Origin of the sequence: Candidatus Nitrotoga sp. AM1P, from assembly GCF_013168275.1 — a bacterium.
Classification (GTDB): Bacteria; Pseudomonadota; Gammaproteobacteria; order Burkholderiales; family Gallionellaceae; genus Nitrotoga.
Genome location: NZ_AP019547.1, coordinates 1,933,944 through 1,951,509, shown reverse-complemented (window position 1 = coordinate 1,951,509; position 17,566 = coordinate 1,933,944). Strand labels below are relative to the sequence as shown.

The following is a 17,566-nucleotide window of genomic DNA, read 5'->3' as shown; positions in this document are numbered from 1 at the left end:
TCGCACAAATCCACGATTTAGGCAATCCAAAATCAATAATGAAACGTCAACAACAGATTGAAACATGGCTGCATAGCAAATTTTCCGATAGTTTACTCGATATTTCGCCCGCTTCTGCTGATGCCAGCTTCCGCCGCTATTTTCGCGCTACTTTCGTCGATCGAACACTGATAGTGATGGATGCACCGCCTCAACATGAAGACTGTCGCCCGTTCATCCATGTCGCTCAACTGTTTGGTGCAGCAGGCGTGCATGTGCCGCAGGTGTTGGCACAGGACCTGGAACAAGGCTTTCTGCTGCTGACTGATTTGGGCAACACCACTTACCTGCAAGCACTTAATACCAGCAATGCACACGAACTATATGGTGCCGCTACCGATGCGTTGGTCACTATTCAACTAGCCAGCCGCGAATTTGCACTGCCACCCTACGACAAGGCACTGCTTATGCGCGAAATGTACCTGTTTCCGGAATGGTATGTCACTAAACATTTGCAGGTCATGCTGGACGAGAAACAAAACGCAGCGCTGGAAACCGTATTTCAGCGCATTCTTCAAAACAACTTGGCACAGCCGCGCGTGTTTGTTCATCGTGATTACCATTCACGTAACTTGATGGTCAGTACACCTAACCCGGGTATTCTGGATTTTCAGGATGCGGTCTATGGGCCGATTACATATGATTTAGCTTCGCTATTCAAAGATGCTTATATTCGTTGGGAAGAAGCGGAAGTGCTGGACTGGCTCATTCGTTATTGGGAAAAAGCGCGCAAGTCCGGGCTGCCGGTACACAGTGACTTTTCGGATTTTTTCCGGGATTATGAATGGATGGGCGTCCAGCGGCATTTGAAAGTTCTGGGTATCTTTGCGCGGCTGTATCATCGGGATAATAAGGACGGTTATCTGAAAGACTTACCGCTGGTGATGGATTATTTGCGCCGCGCTTGTGAACGTTACGTGGATTTAAAGCCGCTACTGCATATTCTGGACATTCTGGAGAAAAGGCAACCAGTCGTGGGGTACACCTTTTGAAAGCCATGCTGCTGGCTGCGGGACGTGGTGAACGCATGCGCCCGCTCACCGACCACACCCCCAAGCCCTTATTGCAGGCTGGTGGCAAAGCGCTCATCGTGTGGCATATCGAGAATATGGCAAGAGCGGGCATCTGTGATCTGGTAATAAATCACGCCTATCTCGGCCATCAAATCGAAGCGGCGTTGGGAGATGGCGGCCAGTTCGGCGTACGTATCCACTATTCAGCGGAGAATCCCGTTCTTGAAACGGCGGGGGGCATTGCTAATGCATTACCATTATTGGGTGATGCGCCGTTTGCCGTTATCAACAGCGACATTTACTGCGACTATGATTTTGTTCAATTTCCCGAACTCGCAGCTGCACTTGGAGCAAGCGGCGATACTGCGCATCTGGTGTTAGTCAATAATCCTACGCATCATCCCAACGGAGATTTTGGTTTAAGCAGTGGCAGAGTTGTCAATAATGCACCCGCATTTACCTTCAGTGGGATAGGAATTTACCAACCCGGCTTATTCGCAAATATCCCTCGCGGCACCATTGCACCTCTCGCGCCGCTGTTACGCGCCCAGATTGCGTTAGGTAAGGTGAGCGGCGAACATTACCGGGGCCGCTGGTTGGATGTGGGCACGCCGCAACGCCTTGAAAAACTCGACAACGAATTACGTTCACAGCACAATGCCACTCATGTTTAATACCTCTCTTTATGCTGGCCGTCGTAACCGCCTTATTAGTCAGATGCAGCGTGGCATTGCTGTTATTCCCACTGCACCCGAAGTACTACGTAATGGGGATGCGCATTATCCTTACCGTTTCGATAGTCACTTCCACTACCTTACTGGCTTTGATGAACCGGAAGCCGTACTCGTACTGATTGCTGGTGCCATCCCGCAGTCCATCCTGTTCTGTCGCGCGAAAGATATGGAGCGCGAAATATGGGATGGTTTTCGCCACGGACCAGACGGTGCGAAAGAAAAATTTGGTTTCGACGCTGCATTTCCCATTGCACAACTGGATGAAAAGCTCACCGGACTGATGGGCAACCAGCCCGTGTTGTTTCATCCACTTGGTGCTCAGGCTCAGTGGGACGACCGCATTCTTGTGCTGCGCGCAGGTGTGCAGGCAAAAATACGCAGCGGCATAACCGCGCCCAATGAGATTCACGACATACGCATGCTGCTTGATGAAATGCGTTTAATTAAAGATAGCAACGAACTTGCCATCATGCGACGTTCTGCCACTATTTCGGCTGCTGCGCATATCCGCGCGATGCGCGCCACTCGCCCCGGTAAAATGGAATACGAGATCGAGGCAGAGCTGTTGCACGAATTTCGCAAAAACGGTGCGCAAGCGCCCGCCTATACCTCAATCGTTGCCGGCGGTGCCAATGCCTGCGTACTGCACTACATTAGCAATAATGCACGATTACAAGACGGCGAATTATTGCTGATTGATGCGGCCTGCGAAGTCGATGGCTATGCTGCAGATATCACCCGTACCTTTCCGGTAAATGGTCGTTTTAACGGTGCACAAAAAGATATCTATGAGTTGGTATTGTCTGCACAGATCGCCGCCATTGCAGCCGCACGTCCCGACGCACACTGGAACGAACCGCATGACACTGCCGTGCGCGTGTTGGCGCAAGGCTTTGTCGATCTTAAGCTATGCCATGGCAGCGTCGACGCTGTGCTGGAAAGCGGTAGTTACAAACGCTTCTACATGCATCGGACCGGCCACTGGCTTGGCATGGATGTGCACGATGTCGGGACATACAAACTGGACAATAATTGGCGTGCGCTGCAACCCGGCATGGCACTTACGATCGAACCGGGCTGTTATATCCGTCCGGCAGAGGATGTGCCGCAAGCATTCTGGCATATCGGTATCCGTATTGAAGATGATGTGGCCATCACTACACATGGCTGCGAAGTGCTGACCGAAGCGGTACCCAAAGCTGTAACGGCCATTGAAGATTTGATGAGACAGTCATGAATGCACATTGCGACATCGCGATAATCGGGGGTGGCCCGGTTGGCACCGCGTTGATGCTCGCACTGCGTGACAGCGGATTGCAGATTGTCATGCTGGAAGCGCGCAAAATGGAACACGTGAGCGCTGACCCGCGTGCCTTGGCGTTGTCCAGTGGCAGCCGTCAGTTACTGGAGAAACTCGGTATATGGAAAGGCATCACGCAAGTTTCGTTGATCAAAACCATCCATGTTTCACAGAAAAATTCTTTCGGTCGCACCCTGTTACGTGCCGAAGAACTCAAGGTGCCGGAACTGGGCTATGTGCTGCCGTACACTGCGTTGCAAAATGCATTACAAAGTGCTGTAAACGGGAGCAAAACAACGTGTCTCACTGGCGCTGCTGTTACGCAACTACAAAGCACATCGAATGGCGCATCCATTAACTACCAGCATGCCGGGATTGACCACCAACTTGAAGCGCGTTTAGCAGTGGTAGCCGATGGAGGAAAGTTGCTGGAAGCTGCTCATCCGCCGGAAATTCGCGATTACGGTCAAACTGCCGTCATTACCCATGTTACCTGCACCCATCCGCAGCCGGATATGGCGTTCGAGCGTTTTACTATGCAGGGACCGTTGGCCCTGCTGCCGTTTCGGGACGGGTATGAACTGGTGTGGACTGCGCCACATGAAATGGCGCAGGAAATACTGCACTGGAATGATGCCGCTTTTCTTGCCCAATTACATCAACACTTCGGTGATCGAGCAGGGAAATTCTTAACTATTGGCAAACGCGCCTGCTTCCCTCTGCGGCTTAAACGCGCGCCCAAAATCACGCTGCCGCATACAGTATTGATCGGCAATGCTGCACAGACATTGCATCCTGTGGCCGGGCAAGGTTTCAACATGGGGCTGCGCGACGCGTGGGGGCTAGCGCAAGAGATTCTCAACTGTGAACCTGAGACACTCGGTTCAGATGCCATGCTTACCAACTATCGCAAACAACGTGAGTTTGACCGCCGGGCCGGTATACATTTTACCGATGGTCTGGTGCGTCTTTTCTCCAATGATCTGTTATTGCTTAAATCAGGGCGCGCGGCTGCACTTACGTTACTGGACTGTCTGCCGGGCGCGAAAAAATTCGTAGCAAGACGTATGATGTTCGGAACAAACGGGTAGAAAACCCTGCCCAGTCAGTCTTAAAATTTATGACCGTCGGGCAGTAATTGGCCAATTATCATAACCCGTTGAGACAATATTAATGACACCCGTTGATCATTTGCCTAAATAAAATCCCCCCACAAAGTTTGCAAAGTAGCTATGCCCGCCACAGCAGCTGTCTCAGTACGTAGCAAGCGTGCACCTAAACGGATAGAAATAAAACCAGCTTGCTGGGCAATCTGGACTTCGTCCGCACTGAACCCCCCTTCCGGTCCAATCAGCAGGGTCGCTTTCCCTTGCGGTTTCGGCTGCTCATGCAATGTTGTCACGGCTTCCGGCAACAGGATAAATTTGCTGCCCGGCGCATCGCATATAGTGGCAATCCACGAGCTGAATTCCAGCGGAGCATGAACCTCAGGTAACATGTTTCTGCCACATTGTTCACATGCCGCAATGGCAATGCCATGCCAATGTTGGGTGCGTTTTTCAGCGCGGTCTCCAGACAGCTTTACCACGCTACGTTGGGTCTGTACGGGCTGTATTTCGGTAGCACCGAGTTCAGTGGCCTTTTGTATTACCCAGTCCATTTTTTCGCTACTACACAGCGCCTGCGCCAGTACGATATTTAATGGAGACTCACGGTTGGCCGTGCAGGCTTGCAGTTTCTCCAGCACCACTTTTTTGCCTTCAATTTCGCAGATGTGCCCATGCAGTTCATTGCCTACACCATCAAATACCCGAATTTCATCATTAACGCGTAAACGTAAGACTCGACTGGCGTGATGTGCGGCAGCTTCCGGCAGCTCAAATTTGGTGTTTGCATGCAGCGGTGGGGGGCAATAAAAGCGTGGGGTAGTCATTGATCGATCAGGTATAAATGGTCTACATGATAATATAACGGCCATCTCTAAAAACTCAAATTCAAGTTAGACGAGGTATTTTTAGTTAACCTTAAGCTAAAATACTTAAACGATATTTTAAAATGAAAAAAATCGGTCGGAATGATCCTTGTCCTTGTGGCAGCGGTAAGAAATATAAATATTGCTGCCAGCCAAGCGGGGAAGCTCCTATAGCAAAAACGCACTCATCAGATTTATCAATCCCCCAAATTATCCAGATCGCACGGGAACACCATCAAGCTGGGCGTTTGTCTCAGGCAGAAGCTATTTATCAGAAAATACTCCAGGTAGAACCAAATCATCCGGATGCGCTACATTTATTAGGTTTGATAGCCCGTCAGGGGGGAAAGAACGGGATCGCTGTTGGACTTATTAGTAAGGCTATCCGTATAAATCCATCCAATCCAATTTATTACATTAATTTGGGGAATGCGCTCAAGGATCAAGGTCAGCTGGAAGAAGCCATCTTCAATTACCGCCAAGCGCTTTCGATCAAGTCGGATTTTGCCGAAGTGCACAACAACTTGGGGAATGCCCTCAAGGAACAAGGTAATTTGGAAGCGGCGATTGAGAGTTTCCGTCGGTCACTTGCGTTGAAGCCCGATTTTGCCGAGACGCATAGCAATCTGGGGAATGTGCTTAAGGACCAAGGTCAGCTGGAAGAAGCGATAGCCTGTTACGGCCAAGCACTTCTGCTCAAGCCGGATTATGCCGAGGCATACAATAATTTGGGAACTGCTCTCAAGGCGCAAAACAAGCTGGATGCAGCAGTCGGAAGTTACCGGAAGGCAATTTCGCTCAAGCCGGATTTTGTTGATGCGCATAACAACTTGGGGAATGCGCTCATGGCACAAGGTAAACTGGAAGCGGCGGTTGTGAGCTTCCACCAGTCGCTTTTATTCAAGTCGGATTTTACCGAAGCGCACAACAATTTGGGGAACGTGCTTAAAGATCAAGGCAAATTGGAAGCGGCGGTTGAGAGCTTCCGGAGGGCGCTCGCGTTCAAGCCGGATTTTGCCGAGGCGCACAGCAACCTCGGGCTTGCGCTTCAGAAACAAGGTAAATTGGACGAGGCGATTGCCTGTTACAACAAAGCGCTTTCAATCAAACCGGATTATGCCGAAGCGTACAACAACCTGGGACTTGCGCTACAAGAGCAAGGTAAATTGGAAGAAGCGATTGACAGCTACCGCAAAGCACTCGCGCTCAGGCCGGTTTATCCCAAGGCTCATAGCAACCTGCTTTTTACCCTGAGTTTTTATTCCAAGTGTTTGCCTGATAATTATCTCGCAGAAGCACGTCACTATGGCAATCAAGTGATGGCAAAGATCCAACCGTATATAAGTTGGCCCGTTTATCTAGAAAACACAGCGGAACGGGGTAGGCAGCCTTTGCGGGTTGGTCTGGTTTCCGGAGATTTTAGAGCGCATCCAGTTGGTTTTTTCCTGGAGGGCGTTCTCGCGAATTTGAACCCTGCTCGGGTAGAATTGGTTGCATATTCGACGTCTCCACAAGAGGACGAGCTCACCGCCCGCATCCAGCCTTGTTTTGTTGCCTGGAATATTATTGTGGGTCTTAGTGATGAAGCTGCGGCCCGGAAGATTCACGATGATGGAATTCATATTCTCATTGACCTGACGGGGCATACTGCCAGCAATCGTTTGCCGATGTTCGCACTGAAGCCTGCTCCGGTGCAAGTAAGTTGGCTGGGTTATTTCGCGACTACCGGGTTACCGACGATAGATTACCTGCTGGCAGACCCGGTATCGGTGCCGGAAACGCACCGGGAGCACTTTACTGAAACAGTGTGGTATCTGCCAGAAACCCGGCTTTGCTTCACTCCACCTGTGAATAGAACAGGGCTGGAGTTAACTCCCTTGCCGGCAGTGCAGAATGGCTATATCACTTTTGGTTGTTTCCAAAATCTTACCAAGGTAAATGACGCAGTGCTGGCTGCATGGGGACGAATTTTCCTCGCTTTACCAGAAGCTCGACTGCGGTTGCAAAGCAGTCAGCTGAATTGCTTAGCCGCGCGCGAATCTCTGCAGCATCGGCTCGCTCAAGTCGGGATAATGCCGGAGCGGGTAATAATGGAAGGACATGTTCCCAGAGAAGATTATCTCGCGGCATATGCTCATGTGGATATCATTCTGGACACGTTCCCTTATCCGGGAGGCACTACAACCTGCGAAGCTTCGTGGATGGGTGTGCCTACCCTGACCCTTGCTGGTGGCACATTGCTCGCCCGTCAAGGTGCCAGCATGCTAACCTGTGCCGGTCTGGAAGACTGGATTGCCAGTGATGAGGGTGACTATGTAAACCGGACTCTTTTTCACGCCACTGATATTAATCGTTTGGCGCAACTGAGGTCAGGGTTACGGCAGAAAGTGCTTGCTTCGCCACTTTTTAATGCCCCACGTTTTGCTCTGTATCTGGAGGATGCATTGCAAAAAATGTGGCAACAAAAGATGTACTCGGAAGCTGACCCTAAATGAACTGAGATGCATGCCGGAAGCAGATATCCCACAAATACTTGAGGTTTATGATCCCGTTAAAATGTTCTGATGTTTAATAATCCACTTGGATCTGAACTTTTCTGCATTGTTTTTGTCCCTTATCCTTAAATAAGTGCCGACAACCTAAAGTTCAATCTATTTGAGGACTTAACCTCTGTTATTCATATGCTAAACACATTATTCCGTGCTGAATTAGTCTATGTAGCGTGTATAATCTTCAGTTTTAATATTTCTTGAATTTGTGAGCCAACCTCCTTCCTTCACGGGTGAGCGCTTTTTGCCTGAGTGCAGCGGTGAAATCTGGTATGAACATTGGCATCGCTATGCCTTGGCACGCCAGTTAAGCCAACATTGCACAGTTTTGGATGTGGCCTGTGGTGAGGGCTATGGTGCCGCCATGGTGGCTGAAACCGCATATAAAGTGGTGGGTGTTGATTTATCCGTTGATGTAATTCAGCATGCCAAAAACAATTATAGGCATCATGCTAACCTGCAATTCGTTACGGCTTCATGTGAATGCTTGCCGTTTTCAGATGCGAGCTTTGACTTCGCAATTTCCTTTGAAACAATAGAGCATATTGAGAAACAGAAAGAATTTATTTCTGAACTCACGCGTGTTCTACGCCCAGACGGGGTATTGATCCTGTCCTCTCCAAACAAGCGCTTGTATTCCGATGCACATGATTATCACAATGAATTTCATGTTCGTGAATTGTATCGAAATGAGCTGGAAGAATTACTGCACGTGGCTTTTCCGCATATATTCTGGCTTGGCCAAAAATTATTGTTCCATTCTGCCATTTGGCCAGAAAACCAAGCCTGCGTTACGACAGAATACTTAGTTAATGACGATCGGAAAGTTACAGTAGTCAGTCATCCTTCTGTCGAGCCAATGTATTACATCGCAGTCTGTAGTCGTAACCCATCTATGTTGCCCACCGCGCTCAATAAACTTTCTTTGTTTAGTGATAGCGCCGAAATGGTTTATCAGGATTATGCTAAACAAACCAGGCGCGTGATGGAGCTGGATCAACTTCTCAAAGACCGTGAGTATCTGATTGTTGAACGTGATAATTTTCTTTCGCTCCGCACTCAACAAATGGAAGAACGCGAACACCTGATTGCTGAACGTGATGCATTTCTGAACATGCGTACTGAACAATTAAGTGCGCGCACCGAACAATTGAATGAATGTACTGGACAATTAAGTGAACGTACCGAAGCATTAAATATTTGTACCGGTCAATTAAATGAACATACTGAAGAAATAATCAAACTCAATGCGCTTCTCATACTACGCAATGAGCAAATTGCTGAACAGGAGCGTTTGAATGTTGCTCTCAACCAGCAAGTTAATTATCGCGCCAGTTTGGTCTGGTGGCTAAAGTCGCCGTTACGCTTCCTCAAACGTGCCATCAAAGGGAATTCTTGAATTAGCATGTTACCGCCAGCAATCGACATTATTATCCCGGTCTACAATGCATACGATGACTTGCAGCGCTGCCTCGACAGCGTGCTTCGCACCACCATGCTCCATCATCGCATCATCATGATCGACGATTGTTCGACGGATAGCCGCATCGCCGACTATTTTGAGATACAGCGTAGCAAGGCAGACACACGTCTGTGGCTGCTCCAGAATGATACAAATCTCGGCTTCGTCAGCACCGTTAACCGTGGTATGACGCTCAGTCAAAATGATGTCGTGTTGCTCAATTCCGATGCCATCGTTACTTCGGGCTGGTTGGAGAAACTTCGCTGTTGCGCTGATTCAGACCCGCTTATCGGCACAATCACGCCGTTTTCTAATAACGCCGAAATCTGCTCGTTCCCGAACTTTTGCCAAGATAACGCGTTGCCGCAAGGAATGAATGCGGAGGATGTCAATCGCGCCATTGAGGCAGCTGCTCCTCGCGTTTATCCTGACATACCCACCGGGGTCGGATTTTGCATGTTTATTCGGCGCCGCCTGCTTAATAAAATCGGTCTGTTCGATGCTGATACGTTCCGTCACGGTTACGGCGAGGAAAATGATTTCTGCATGCGGGCGCTGGCGGCTGGATGGCGCAATGTATTGTGCGACGATACTTTCGTTCAGCATGTCGGCAGCTGCTCCTTTAGTACGAAAAAAGAGACGCTGGTTGAAGAAAATATGCAGCGTTTGCTGGCTAAGCATCCAGATTATATGCAGCGTGTAATGGCTTTCATCGCGGCCGACCCGATCAAGCCGATCCGTCAGTTGGCACAGTCATTCCTGGCGCTCACCGGAGCGGCTGGTGATAAGCCCGGCATCCTGCATATCATGCACGGCCGTAGCGGCGGCACGGAGCAGCACACCCTTAGTTTGATGCACAGTGACGGCGAGGATTACCGTCATTATTTGCTGGTAACCATGGATGATGTCTGGCAACTCAAGGATGCCAATAGCGGTGAGTTGCTAACTTATCAATTCAACCGGCAACCCGATCAGCTGTGGACGGATTTTTTGGCCAGTCTGTGTGCCAGTTTTCGTATCCATTTGTGCCATGTACATCATCTGGCGGGCTGCCGGCCGGGCTTGCTGGAAGCGATGCGCAACCTTGGAATTCCATTTGGCTTTAGTGTGCACGATTTTTTTCTGGCTTGTCCGACTATCAATCTGCTCGACGCCACAGGAATTTATTGTGGCAGCGAAACGGATGCATCGCGCTGTCAGAATTGTCTTAACGCCCAATCAGATTTTCGCGGCATTGACATCGTTGCTTGGCGCGCAGTGCATGCGGATTTCATTGAGCGAGCAGTATTCGTGATTGCTCCCAGCGATTTGGCCGCCGAGATGTTCCGTCGCTATTTTCCGCGCGCTGATGTTCGCGTTATCCAGCATGGCGTTGATTTGACCGCCAACCGCGTTAATGTTCTGACATCGGCACTACTATTGCCGAAAGATACATACCAAAGTATCGGTGTATTGGGTGCGATTGGCCCGGTCAAAGGTGCCCGCCAACTGGAGCGTTTAGTGGCACGCAGCCGCGAACGTAAGCTGCCCTTTCGCTGGGTTGTGGTCGGCTATATGGATCGCCAGTTTCAGCCGTATCAGACTGCCGATACTTTATTGACAGTACATGGCCAATACACGCCCGATCATATGGAAGACTTGCTCGATCATTATCGAATTAACCTGGTGGTGTTCCCCTCCGCCGGCCCGGAAACCTATTGCTACACTTTGACCGAAGCCTGGATGGCTGGACGACCCGCATTGGTGCCGCCGATCGGCGCGCTGTATGAACGTGTGCAAACGAACGGCGCCGGTTGGATCATGCAAGACTGGTGTGATACGGACGCTATTTTAGATGACATCATTTCGATATTACGGCCGGAAAACAGCACCGATTTTGTGCACAAGCAAATGCAAGCGCGGGCAGTGCCGGTCACCTCGGTACGCGACATGGCTAACGCTACCGAAAGGGTTTACCACGAAGTTTTGTCGCGACAAGTCGTCAAGTTTGCCGCGCCGTTACCGCAAACCACCCTGTACACCGCGCTGCAAACTGCACTGGGGGTGGCTGCCGCCGACAAGCATCGTGCCCTATCAATAGGTCAGCACTGGTTGCTGCGGCTTGCACATCTTGGCTTGCGGTTGCGCTATACATTGCTTGGTCGCTGGCTATATCGCATTATCCCGGTCCGATGGCAACAAATCTTGAAGCAACGACTGTTGGCATAGACATCTTTATGACAGTTGTCTCTGAGCAACGCCTATAAATGTGGCGTATTTATTAGCTTTTTGCGATGTTCAAGTAATGTGGAATTTGCAAAAAATTGATCTATTTTGATCTACAGCGTACGAATTTCTTACAAAATAAAATCACGTAACTTGGAGCAAACTCCCGTTTATTTGACCTCTGAATCAATGGTAATGACGATGTCTTTTTGACCAATTTTTACCGGTTTCGAAAACCCTTCCAGATCTTTCGAGCTAGAAATTACATTCCCTGATTTTGATATACGCGCACCGACGATAACATTCGTCACAGAAGATAAGTTTAAACTTGGCACCATCGACATGCTGTCATCCAGTGTGAAATCAAACGGTAGATCCTTTACTGTCTTGCGTAAAACCGCTAACGGCGGTTTGCGTCCATCTTCCACAGCCCGGGCGAAAATAAAAACGGTGTCGGTATCTGCGATTCGCGCCTTGAAAGCAGGATCAAGACGTATCGTTCCACTCACTGATCCTTTTGCAACGTTTGACTGGGTTGCGGCTTTGCCACCGGCTGGAGCGGCAGCTACTGGGGGCAGTCCGGCCAATCCACGTGCCTCATTGATACTGGTGCTGACTGAGGCCACTACAGGAGAATCTGCCGGTAACAAATTGAGAATTTTTTCCCACCATTTAATGGCGTCTGAGTAGTTTTTACGTTCGAAAGCTGCAGAGCCTGCAAGAGACAGCGCCTTGAGGTTATCAGGATCAATTTTCAGTGCCTGCTGGATTATTTTTTCTGGCTCACCCTGTAAAGTCTGCTTGAGCATGGCCAGCATATCGGCGTGATCGGCCAGCACAGAGGCGTTGTTCGGTTGCAGCGCTACAGCACGGGCGTAAGCGGCACTGGCATCCTGATAGCGATTGAGGGCGGTGTAGGAGCGAGCAAGCATCACCCAGCCCTCGGCATTGTCCGGTTCTGCTTTCAACCGTTCCGCAAGCCACGTCACCATTGCCTCAAATTGCTCAGGTGTGGCCGGATGTGCTTCGTCCATGGCTGCTGTCGGAATTTGCGGCTTTAATCCGGCTGGCGTACCCAGTATGAAATATAGAGAAATTGCTAACAAAGGAACTGAAATTATTAGTGCCGCGATCGAAACATTGCCCCAGCGGCTATCAGTCGATGGCGCGGCGGTGATTTCAGCGGTGCCGGAATCTTCCAGCACGCGGCTTTCCAGATCGCTCCGCGCGTTTTGATATTGCACCTCATTCAGTGTCCCGGCTGCCAGATCTGCGTCTAATTCGCGTAACTGATCACGATAAACAGACAGATTCACCTCTGAAGGTGTGGTGGATATTGAGCTATTACTTCGTCTGAGTAATGGTGGCACCAGAACAAGCAAAGTAACAACAATCAGAACACCCACTATAAGCCAAAACGTTATCATAACTGTCCCTCGCCTCTTTTCTCAGACAACAGCGATGCCGCGCGGGCATGCTCATCTGTGCTCAGGGCGGGTGCCTGCTGCATCATTTTGCGGCGCTGGCGCAGAATAACGATGAGTACGCCCATCCCCACTACTAGCAGTAAAAGAGGACCGAACCAGAGCAGCCAGGTGGTTGATTTCACTAGTGGGCTGAACAGAACAAATTCACCATAGCGCTTGACCATATAATCCAATATTTCTTGCTCTGATTGTCCTTGCTGTAGCTTTTCGCGCACTTGATTTTTAAGGTCAACTGCGAGTTCTGCATTGGAATCGGCAATTGTTTGGTTTTGACAGACCAGGCAGCGAAGATGTGCAGACAGATCCATAACGCGTTTTTCCAGTATAGGATCGTCCTTCTTAATCACTGCTTGATCGGCATGAGCCAAGGGCATTAAAAGCAACAGTATAAGAAAGAGAAGTCTGCTATGCACCGTTCAACTCCTTAACGAGAGGAATTAGTTTGTTCTGTATGAGTTCAGGCGTGAGCGCTCCAATAAACTTGTGACGGATGAGACCTGATTTATCGATGACAAAAGTTTCCGGGACACCATAGACACCCCAGTCGATGCCAACGTTGCCTTCCCGGTCATAGGCTGACAGGGTATAGGGGTCACCTGAATTTCTTAACAAAGCTAAACCATCATCGCGATTGTCCTTGTAATTAAGCCCATAAATCGGTACCAATTTTTGCCGTCCTAACTCTACCAATAGAGGATGCTCTTGGCGGCAAGTCACGCACCACGAGGCCCAAACGTTAAGTAACCAAACCTTGCCGCGCAAGTCCTCCGGCCCAATAGTTTTAGCAGCGTCATGAAGTTGTGGCAGCCGAAAAGTCGGTGCTACCTTGTTGATTAAGGGCGATGGCACTTCCCTGGGATTGAGTGTGAGTCCGATCCATAAAAAAATAACGAGAACAATAAAAGCTCCCAGAGGAAGAAGAAAACGGTTCATCGGCTCCCCTTTCAGTGTTGTGCGGGTGGTTTTAATGGCAGGCGATAGCGACGGTCACTTACTGCCAACAGACCCCCCAAGGCCATGATTAAACATCCGCCCCAAATCCAGTTAACCATAGGTTTATGCTGGATGCGCATAACCCATTCGTCCCTACTGATTTGCTCTCCAAGTGCAACATAAAGGTCGCGGAACAGGCTCGTGTAAATAGCTCCTTCAGTCATAGCTGAATCCTGCATGGTATAAAGGCGCTTTTCAGGGTAGAGCGTATCTATCTTCGCTCCATCCAGAGTTACCTCCAGCGTGCCACGAATTCCGCTGTAATTTGGTCCTTTCATTTTCTCCATGGCTAGTAAGCGAAAGGCGTATCCATCCAGCGTGGTTACATCACCCACACGTAGACGCATTTCACTGCTGGTTTCATAGCCTTTGACCAAAGTCACGCCGAGAATAAACACACCTATCCCAGTGTGGGCGAGCAGCATGCCGTAAGTGGAGCGAGACGTGCCGCGCAGAGTTGCCCAAGCGTTCCCATTAGTAGATCCTCGCACCCGAGCGATCAGGTAGGCCATGCTTGTGAGTAATGCCCACATTCCCAAAGACGTCCCGGCTACCACTGGCGCCGTCCAGTGTCCGAACCAGAATGGCACAAGTATGCCTAATGCCACACTGACGATAAACCACGGCAGCAGATGTTTAAATACTTTCGCCACGCTGGCCTGTTGCCATGGTGTGCGTGGCCCGATACCCATCAAGAAAACAGCAATCGCCATGATAGGTGCAAATACAGCTTCAAAATAAGGGGGGCCGACTGAAATTTTACCCATATTTAATGCATCCAAAAATAAAGGATATAGCGTGCCAAGGAATACTGCGCCAGCGGCAGCGACCAGTAGCACATTATTCAAAAGTAGCATCGATTCGCGTGAAATTAATTCAAATCCGCTGCCCAGTCCCACTTTCGGCGCACGCCATGCAAATAGCGCAAGCGAACTGCCGACCACGATACTCAGGAATACCAAAATAAAAAGTCCGCGCGCTGGATCTGAAGCAAAAGAATGTACGGAGGTCAGCACTCCAGAACGCACAAGGAAGGTCCCGAGCAGACTTAAAGAAAAAGCGACAATAGCTAGCAATACGGTCCAGTTTTTGAACGCACCGCGTTTTTCCGTTACTGCCAGAGAGTGGATTAATGCAGTGCCCACCAGCCAGGGCATGAACGAAGCATTCTCGACTGGATCCCAGAACCACCAGCCGCCCCAGCCCAGCTCATAATAAGCCCACCAGCTACCTAGCATGATGCCCAGAGTAAGAAACATCCAGGCCACTGTGGTCCATGGCCGTGACCAGCGTGCCCAGGTGGCATCAAGCTTGCCGCCGATCAATGCCGCGATGGCGAAAGAAAAGGCCACCGAGAAACCTACGTAACCCATGTATAGCAAGGGCGGGTGGAATATCATGCCGGGATCCTGCAACAGCGGATTCAGATCACGGCCATCCATTGCGGCTGGAAGCAGGCGTTCAAAGGGGTTGGAGGTGAATAATGTGAAAGAAAGAAAGCCAACACTGATTAGCCCCATCACGCCTAATACGCGTGCCAACATTTCCTCCGGTAGACGCTTGCTGAACAGCGTCACCGCCAGCATCCATCCGCCGAGCATCAGCATCCATAAAAGTAGCGAGCCTTCATGCCCGCCCCACACCGCAGCGACGCGGTATTGAACCGGCAACAGTGAGTTGGAATGGGCGGCAACGTATTTAACCGAGAAATCGTTGGTAACAAAGGTGTAAACGAGGCAGCCGAAGGCGATAACGATGAAGGCTAGTTGTCCGCGAGCTGCCGGGCGAGCGAGTGCCATCAGCTGCCGATTACCGCGTAAGCTGCCCGTTATAGGTAGTACGCCCAGTATTAGCGCCAGCACGAGCGCCAGCATGAGGGAAAAATTACCGATCTCAGGTATCATTTTTCTGCCCCTTGTCCGCTATAAACGCAACCAATCGCTATCCATGGAATGAATGCAGTCCTGCTCGGTGTTGGTAGTGTGTTCATCTGCCTCATTTTTTCCAATTTTTCCTCCAATTCTTTCATCTTGCCCATCTTGATCCGACGATGTTTTTATTAACGAGGCCTCGAAAACTCCCTGTCCCCGTGAAGGTGAGAATGACAAATTCAGAATTTATTTATATAGATGCGGTTTTTAAATTCCCGCATCGTATGCTTCTCAGGACGTGGCACAGTTTTTGATTTTAACATGGACGTTCTAGTTTTTTTAAAACAACTTCAAGTAAGATCACGGTTACTGCCCAAAGGGGTAAGTGTCTCTTGTGTTATGGTCTCCTGAAATATTTAAGGTGGTACGTTTGCTTTAAGATTAATATCGTAATCCACCGTTAGCGGTGCATGGTCACTAAAGCGCTGTTCCATGTAGATACTGGCTGATCGCGCGGACTGTGCAATACCCGGCGTGGCAATATGGTAATCAATACGCCAGCCCACGTTTTTTGCCCAAGCCTGCCCACGATTTGACCACCATGTGTAAGCTTCCAATTCGGGATGCAGGTGACGGAACACGTCTATGAACCCAACTTCATTAAATAGTTCTGTAAGCCAGGCACGTTCTTCCGGCAAAAAGCCGGAATTCTTGCGGTTGCCGCGCCAATTTTTCAAATCTTTTTCGGTATGGGCTACGTTCCAGTCGCCGCATAACAAGACCTCACGTTCACTGGCGTGAAGTTCACGCAGATGCGGCATGAAGGCAGCCATAAATTTAAATTTCACCGCCTGGCGCTCGTCGCCGCTGGAACCGGAAGGAAGGTATAGCGACACGATACTTAAGTTGCCGAACCGCGTTTCAATATAACGCCCTTCGCTGTCGAATTCAGGTATGCCCAACCCTTCTATTACGGTTTGCGGCTTTTGCTTGCAATAGATGCCCACGCCGCTATACCCTTTTTTTTCGGCATAGTGGAAATAGCCGTGGTAACCGGATGGAGCTAACATTTCAGGTGTCATGTCAGCGGCTTGCGCTTTAAGTTCCTGCACGCAGACAATGTCAGCATCTTGCTGCGCCAGCCATGGCAATAATCCCTTGCTACAGGCAGAACGAATTCCATTAAGGTTAATGCTGATAACGCGCACTAAAGTTCTCCATAGGCAAAGCTTGTAATTATAATGGCGACACGTCTAAATTTTTGATCTATCTCTCATGTCTAATTTTCGCCAGGATTTCATCCGTTTCGCCATTGAGCAAAAGGTATTGTGTTTCGGTGAATTCAAAACCAAGGCTGGCCGTTTATCGCCCTATTTCTTTAATGCCGGTCTGTTCAATGACGGTGAATCGTTGAAACAGCTTACACAGTTTTACGCGCAGACCATCTTGTTTTCAAAAATTTCCTTCGATATGTTGTACGGCCCTGCTTATAAAGGTATTCCACTTGCCGCAGGAACGGCCATAGCTCTAGCAGAAAAAGGCCGCAATGTACCTTACTGCTTTAACCGCAAGGAGGCCAAAGACCATGGTGAAGGCGGTAGCACGGTAGGGGCGAAGCTGCAGGGACGTGTGCTGATTATCGATGATGTTATTTCTGCGGGTACCTCGGTACGAGAATCCATAGTCTTGATCCGTGCAGCGGGCGCGATGCCATGTGGCGTGGTTATTGCCCTGGATCGCATGGAGCTGGGACAACAAACAGAGCGGGATGAAGATGAACTTTCCGCAGCACAGGAAGTTCAGCGCAATTATGATATTCCGGTGGTGTCAATTGCTACACTGAATAATTTGCTCGGTTATTTGCAGGATAATCCCGCGATGGCGCAGAATCTGCAAGCAGTACAATCCTACCGTGATCGTTATGGGATAGAACGTAAATAA

General features: G+C 49.6%; 14 protein-coding genes. 8 read left to right on the top strand and 6 right to left on the bottom strand.

Going from position 1 to position 17,566, the window contains the following annotated elements; translation table 11 throughout:
* The first annotated feature begins 38 nt into the window (after positions 1-38).
* From W01_RS08710 to W01_RS08695, 4 genes are read left to right on the top strand one after another with little or no spacing between them, the layout of a single operon-like run.
* On the top strand, positions 39-1,031 hold the full coding sequence (locus W01_RS08710; RefSeq protein ID WP_173053875.1) for an aminoglycoside phosphotransferase family protein: 993 nt from the start codon (positions 39-41) through the stop codon (positions 1,029-1,031).
* Positions 1,032-1,036: 5 nt separating this feature from the next.
* Positions 1,037-1,726, top strand: coding sequence for an N-acetylmuramate alpha-1-phosphate uridylyltransferase MurU (gene murU / locus W01_RS08705; RefSeq protein WP_198421396.1), 690 nt, complete (start codon positions 1,037-1,039; stop codon positions 1,724-1,726).
* Positions 1,719-3,023, top strand: a complete 1,305-nt coding sequence (gene pepP, locus W01_RS08700; protein ID WP_173053871.1) for a Xaa-Pro aminopeptidase — start codon at positions 1,719-1,721, stop codon at positions 3,021-3,023. The genes murU and pepP overlap by 8 nt, the downstream gene beginning before the upstream one ends.
* The gene (locus W01_RS08695; protein ID WP_173053869.1) at positions 3,020-4,177 is read left to right on the top strand and encodes an FAD-dependent monooxygenase; all 1,158 of its coding nucleotides are present in this window, start codon (positions 3,020-3,022) and stop codon (positions 4,175-4,177) included. The genes pepP and W01_RS08695 overlap by 4 nt, the downstream gene beginning before the upstream one ends.
* Before the next feature lie 104 nt (positions 4,178-4,281).
* Here W01_RS08695 and W01_RS08690 read toward each other — a convergent pair whose 3' ends face one another.
* Positions 4,282-5,019 carry a 16S rRNA (uracil(1498)-N(3))-methyltransferase gene (locus W01_RS08690; RefSeq protein WP_173053867.1) on the bottom strand — a complete coding sequence of 246 codons (738 nt, stop codon included), beginning with the start codon at positions 5,017-5,019 and terminating at the stop codon, positions 4,282-4,284.
* A gap of 122 nt (positions 5,020-5,141) precedes the next feature.
* Between W01_RS08690 and W01_RS08685 the strand changes: the two genes are divergently transcribed.
* The 3 genes from W01_RS08685 (at position 5,142) to W01_RS08675 (ending at position 11,277) form a co-directional block, all read left to right on the top strand.
* Positions 5,142-7,553: a tetratricopeptide repeat protein gene (locus tag W01_RS08685; protein ID WP_173053865.1), complete on the top strand. Its 2,412-nt coding sequence runs from the start codon at positions 5,142-5,144 to the stop codon at positions 7,551-7,553.
* Between the two features lie 262 nt (positions 7,554-7,815).
* Positions 7,816-9,006 carry a methyltransferase domain-containing protein gene (locus tag W01_RS08680; RefSeq protein ID WP_173053863.1) on the top strand — a complete coding sequence of 397 codons (1,191 nt, stop codon included), beginning with the start codon at positions 7,816-7,818 and terminating at the stop codon, positions 9,004-9,006.
* 6 nt (positions 9,007-9,012) lie between these two features.
* A complete protein-coding gene (locus W01_RS08675; RefSeq protein ID WP_173053861.1) occupies positions 9,013-11,277 on the top strand; it encodes a glycosyltransferase in 2,265 nt (754 codons plus the stop codon).
* Positions 11,278-11,444: 167 nt separating this feature from the next.
* Here the strand turns inward: W01_RS08675 and ccmI are convergent, their stop codons facing one another.
* The 5 genes from ccmI to W01_RS08650 form a co-directional block, all read right to left on the bottom strand.
* Positions 11,445-12,701, bottom strand: coding sequence for a c-type cytochrome biogenesis protein CcmI (gene ccmI, locus W01_RS08670; protein ID WP_173053859.1), 1,257 nt, complete (start codon positions 12,699-12,701; stop codon positions 11,445-11,447).
* The gene (locus tag W01_RS08665) at positions 12,698-13,174 is read right to left on the bottom strand and encodes a cytochrome c-type biogenesis protein (protein WP_198421273.1); all 477 of its coding nucleotides are present in this window, start codon (positions 13,172-13,174) and stop codon (positions 12,698-12,700) included. The genes ccmI and W01_RS08665 overlap by 4 nt, the downstream gene beginning before the upstream one ends.
* Positions 13,167-13,694, bottom strand: a complete 528-nt coding sequence (locus W01_RS08660) for a DsbE family thiol:disulfide interchange protein (protein WP_173053857.1) — start codon at positions 13,692-13,694, stop codon at positions 13,167-13,169. The genes W01_RS08665 and W01_RS08660 overlap by 8 nt, the downstream gene beginning before the upstream one ends.
* Before the next feature lie 11 nt (positions 13,695-13,705).
* Positions 13,706-15,658, bottom strand: coding sequence for a heme lyase CcmF/NrfE family subunit (locus tag W01_RS08655; protein WP_173053855.1), 1,953 nt, complete (start codon positions 15,656-15,658; stop codon positions 13,706-13,708).
* A 383-nt stretch (positions 15,659-16,041) separates the two neighbouring features.
* Positions 16,042-16,833, bottom strand: a complete 792-nt coding sequence (locus W01_RS08650) for an exodeoxyribonuclease III (protein ID WP_173053853.1) — start codon at positions 16,831-16,833, stop codon at positions 16,042-16,044.
* A gap of 67 nt (positions 16,834-16,900) precedes the next feature.
* Between W01_RS08650 and pyrE the strand changes: the two genes are divergently transcribed.
* Positions 16,901-17,566, top strand: coding sequence for an orotate phosphoribosyltransferase (gene pyrE, locus W01_RS08645; RefSeq protein WP_173053851.1), 666 nt, complete (start codon positions 16,901-16,903; stop codon positions 17,564-17,566).

Excerpts from the sequence above, each read along its gene's own strand:
- W01_RS08710 (WP_173053875.1), top strand. The coding sequence starts at position 39 with ATGAAACGTCAACAACAGATTGAAACATGGCTGCATAGCAAATTTTCC.
- murU (WP_198421396.1), top strand. The coding sequence starts at position 1,037 with ATGCTGCTGGCTGCGGGACGTGGTGAACGCATGCGCCCGCTCACCGAC.
- pepP (WP_173053871.1), top strand. The coding sequence starts at position 1,719 with ATGTTTAATACCTCTCTTTATGCTGGCCGTCGTAACCGCCTTATTAGT.
- W01_RS08695 (WP_173053869.1), top strand. The coding sequence starts at position 3,020 with ATGAATGCACATTGCGACATCGCGATAATCGGGGGTGGCCCGGTTGGC.
- W01_RS08690 (WP_173053867.1), bottom strand. The coding sequence starts at position 5,019 with ATGACTACCCCACGCTTTTATTGCCCCCCACCGCTGCATGCAAACACC.
- W01_RS08685 (WP_173053865.1), top strand. The coding sequence starts at position 5,142 with ATGAAAAAAATCGGTCGGAATGATCCTTGTCCTTGTGGCAGCGGTAAG.
- W01_RS08675 (WP_173053861.1), top strand. The coding sequence starts at position 9,013 with ATGTTACCGCCAGCAATCGACATTATTATCCCGGTCTACAATGCATAC.
- ccmI (WP_173053859.1), bottom strand. The coding sequence starts at position 12,701 with ATGATAACGTTTTGGCTTATAGTGGGTGTTCTGATTGTTGTTACTTTG.
- W01_RS08660 (WP_173053857.1), bottom strand. The coding sequence starts at position 13,694 with ATGAACCGTTTTCTTCTTCCTCTGGGAGCTTTTATTGTTCTCGTTATT.
- W01_RS08655 (WP_173053855.1), bottom strand. The coding sequence starts at position 15,658 with ATGATACCTGAGATCGGTAATTTTTCCCTCATGCTGGCGCTCGTGCTG.
- pyrE (WP_173053851.1), top strand. The coding sequence starts at position 16,901 with ATGTCTAATTTTCGCCAGGATTTCATCCGTTTCGCCATTGAGCAAAAG.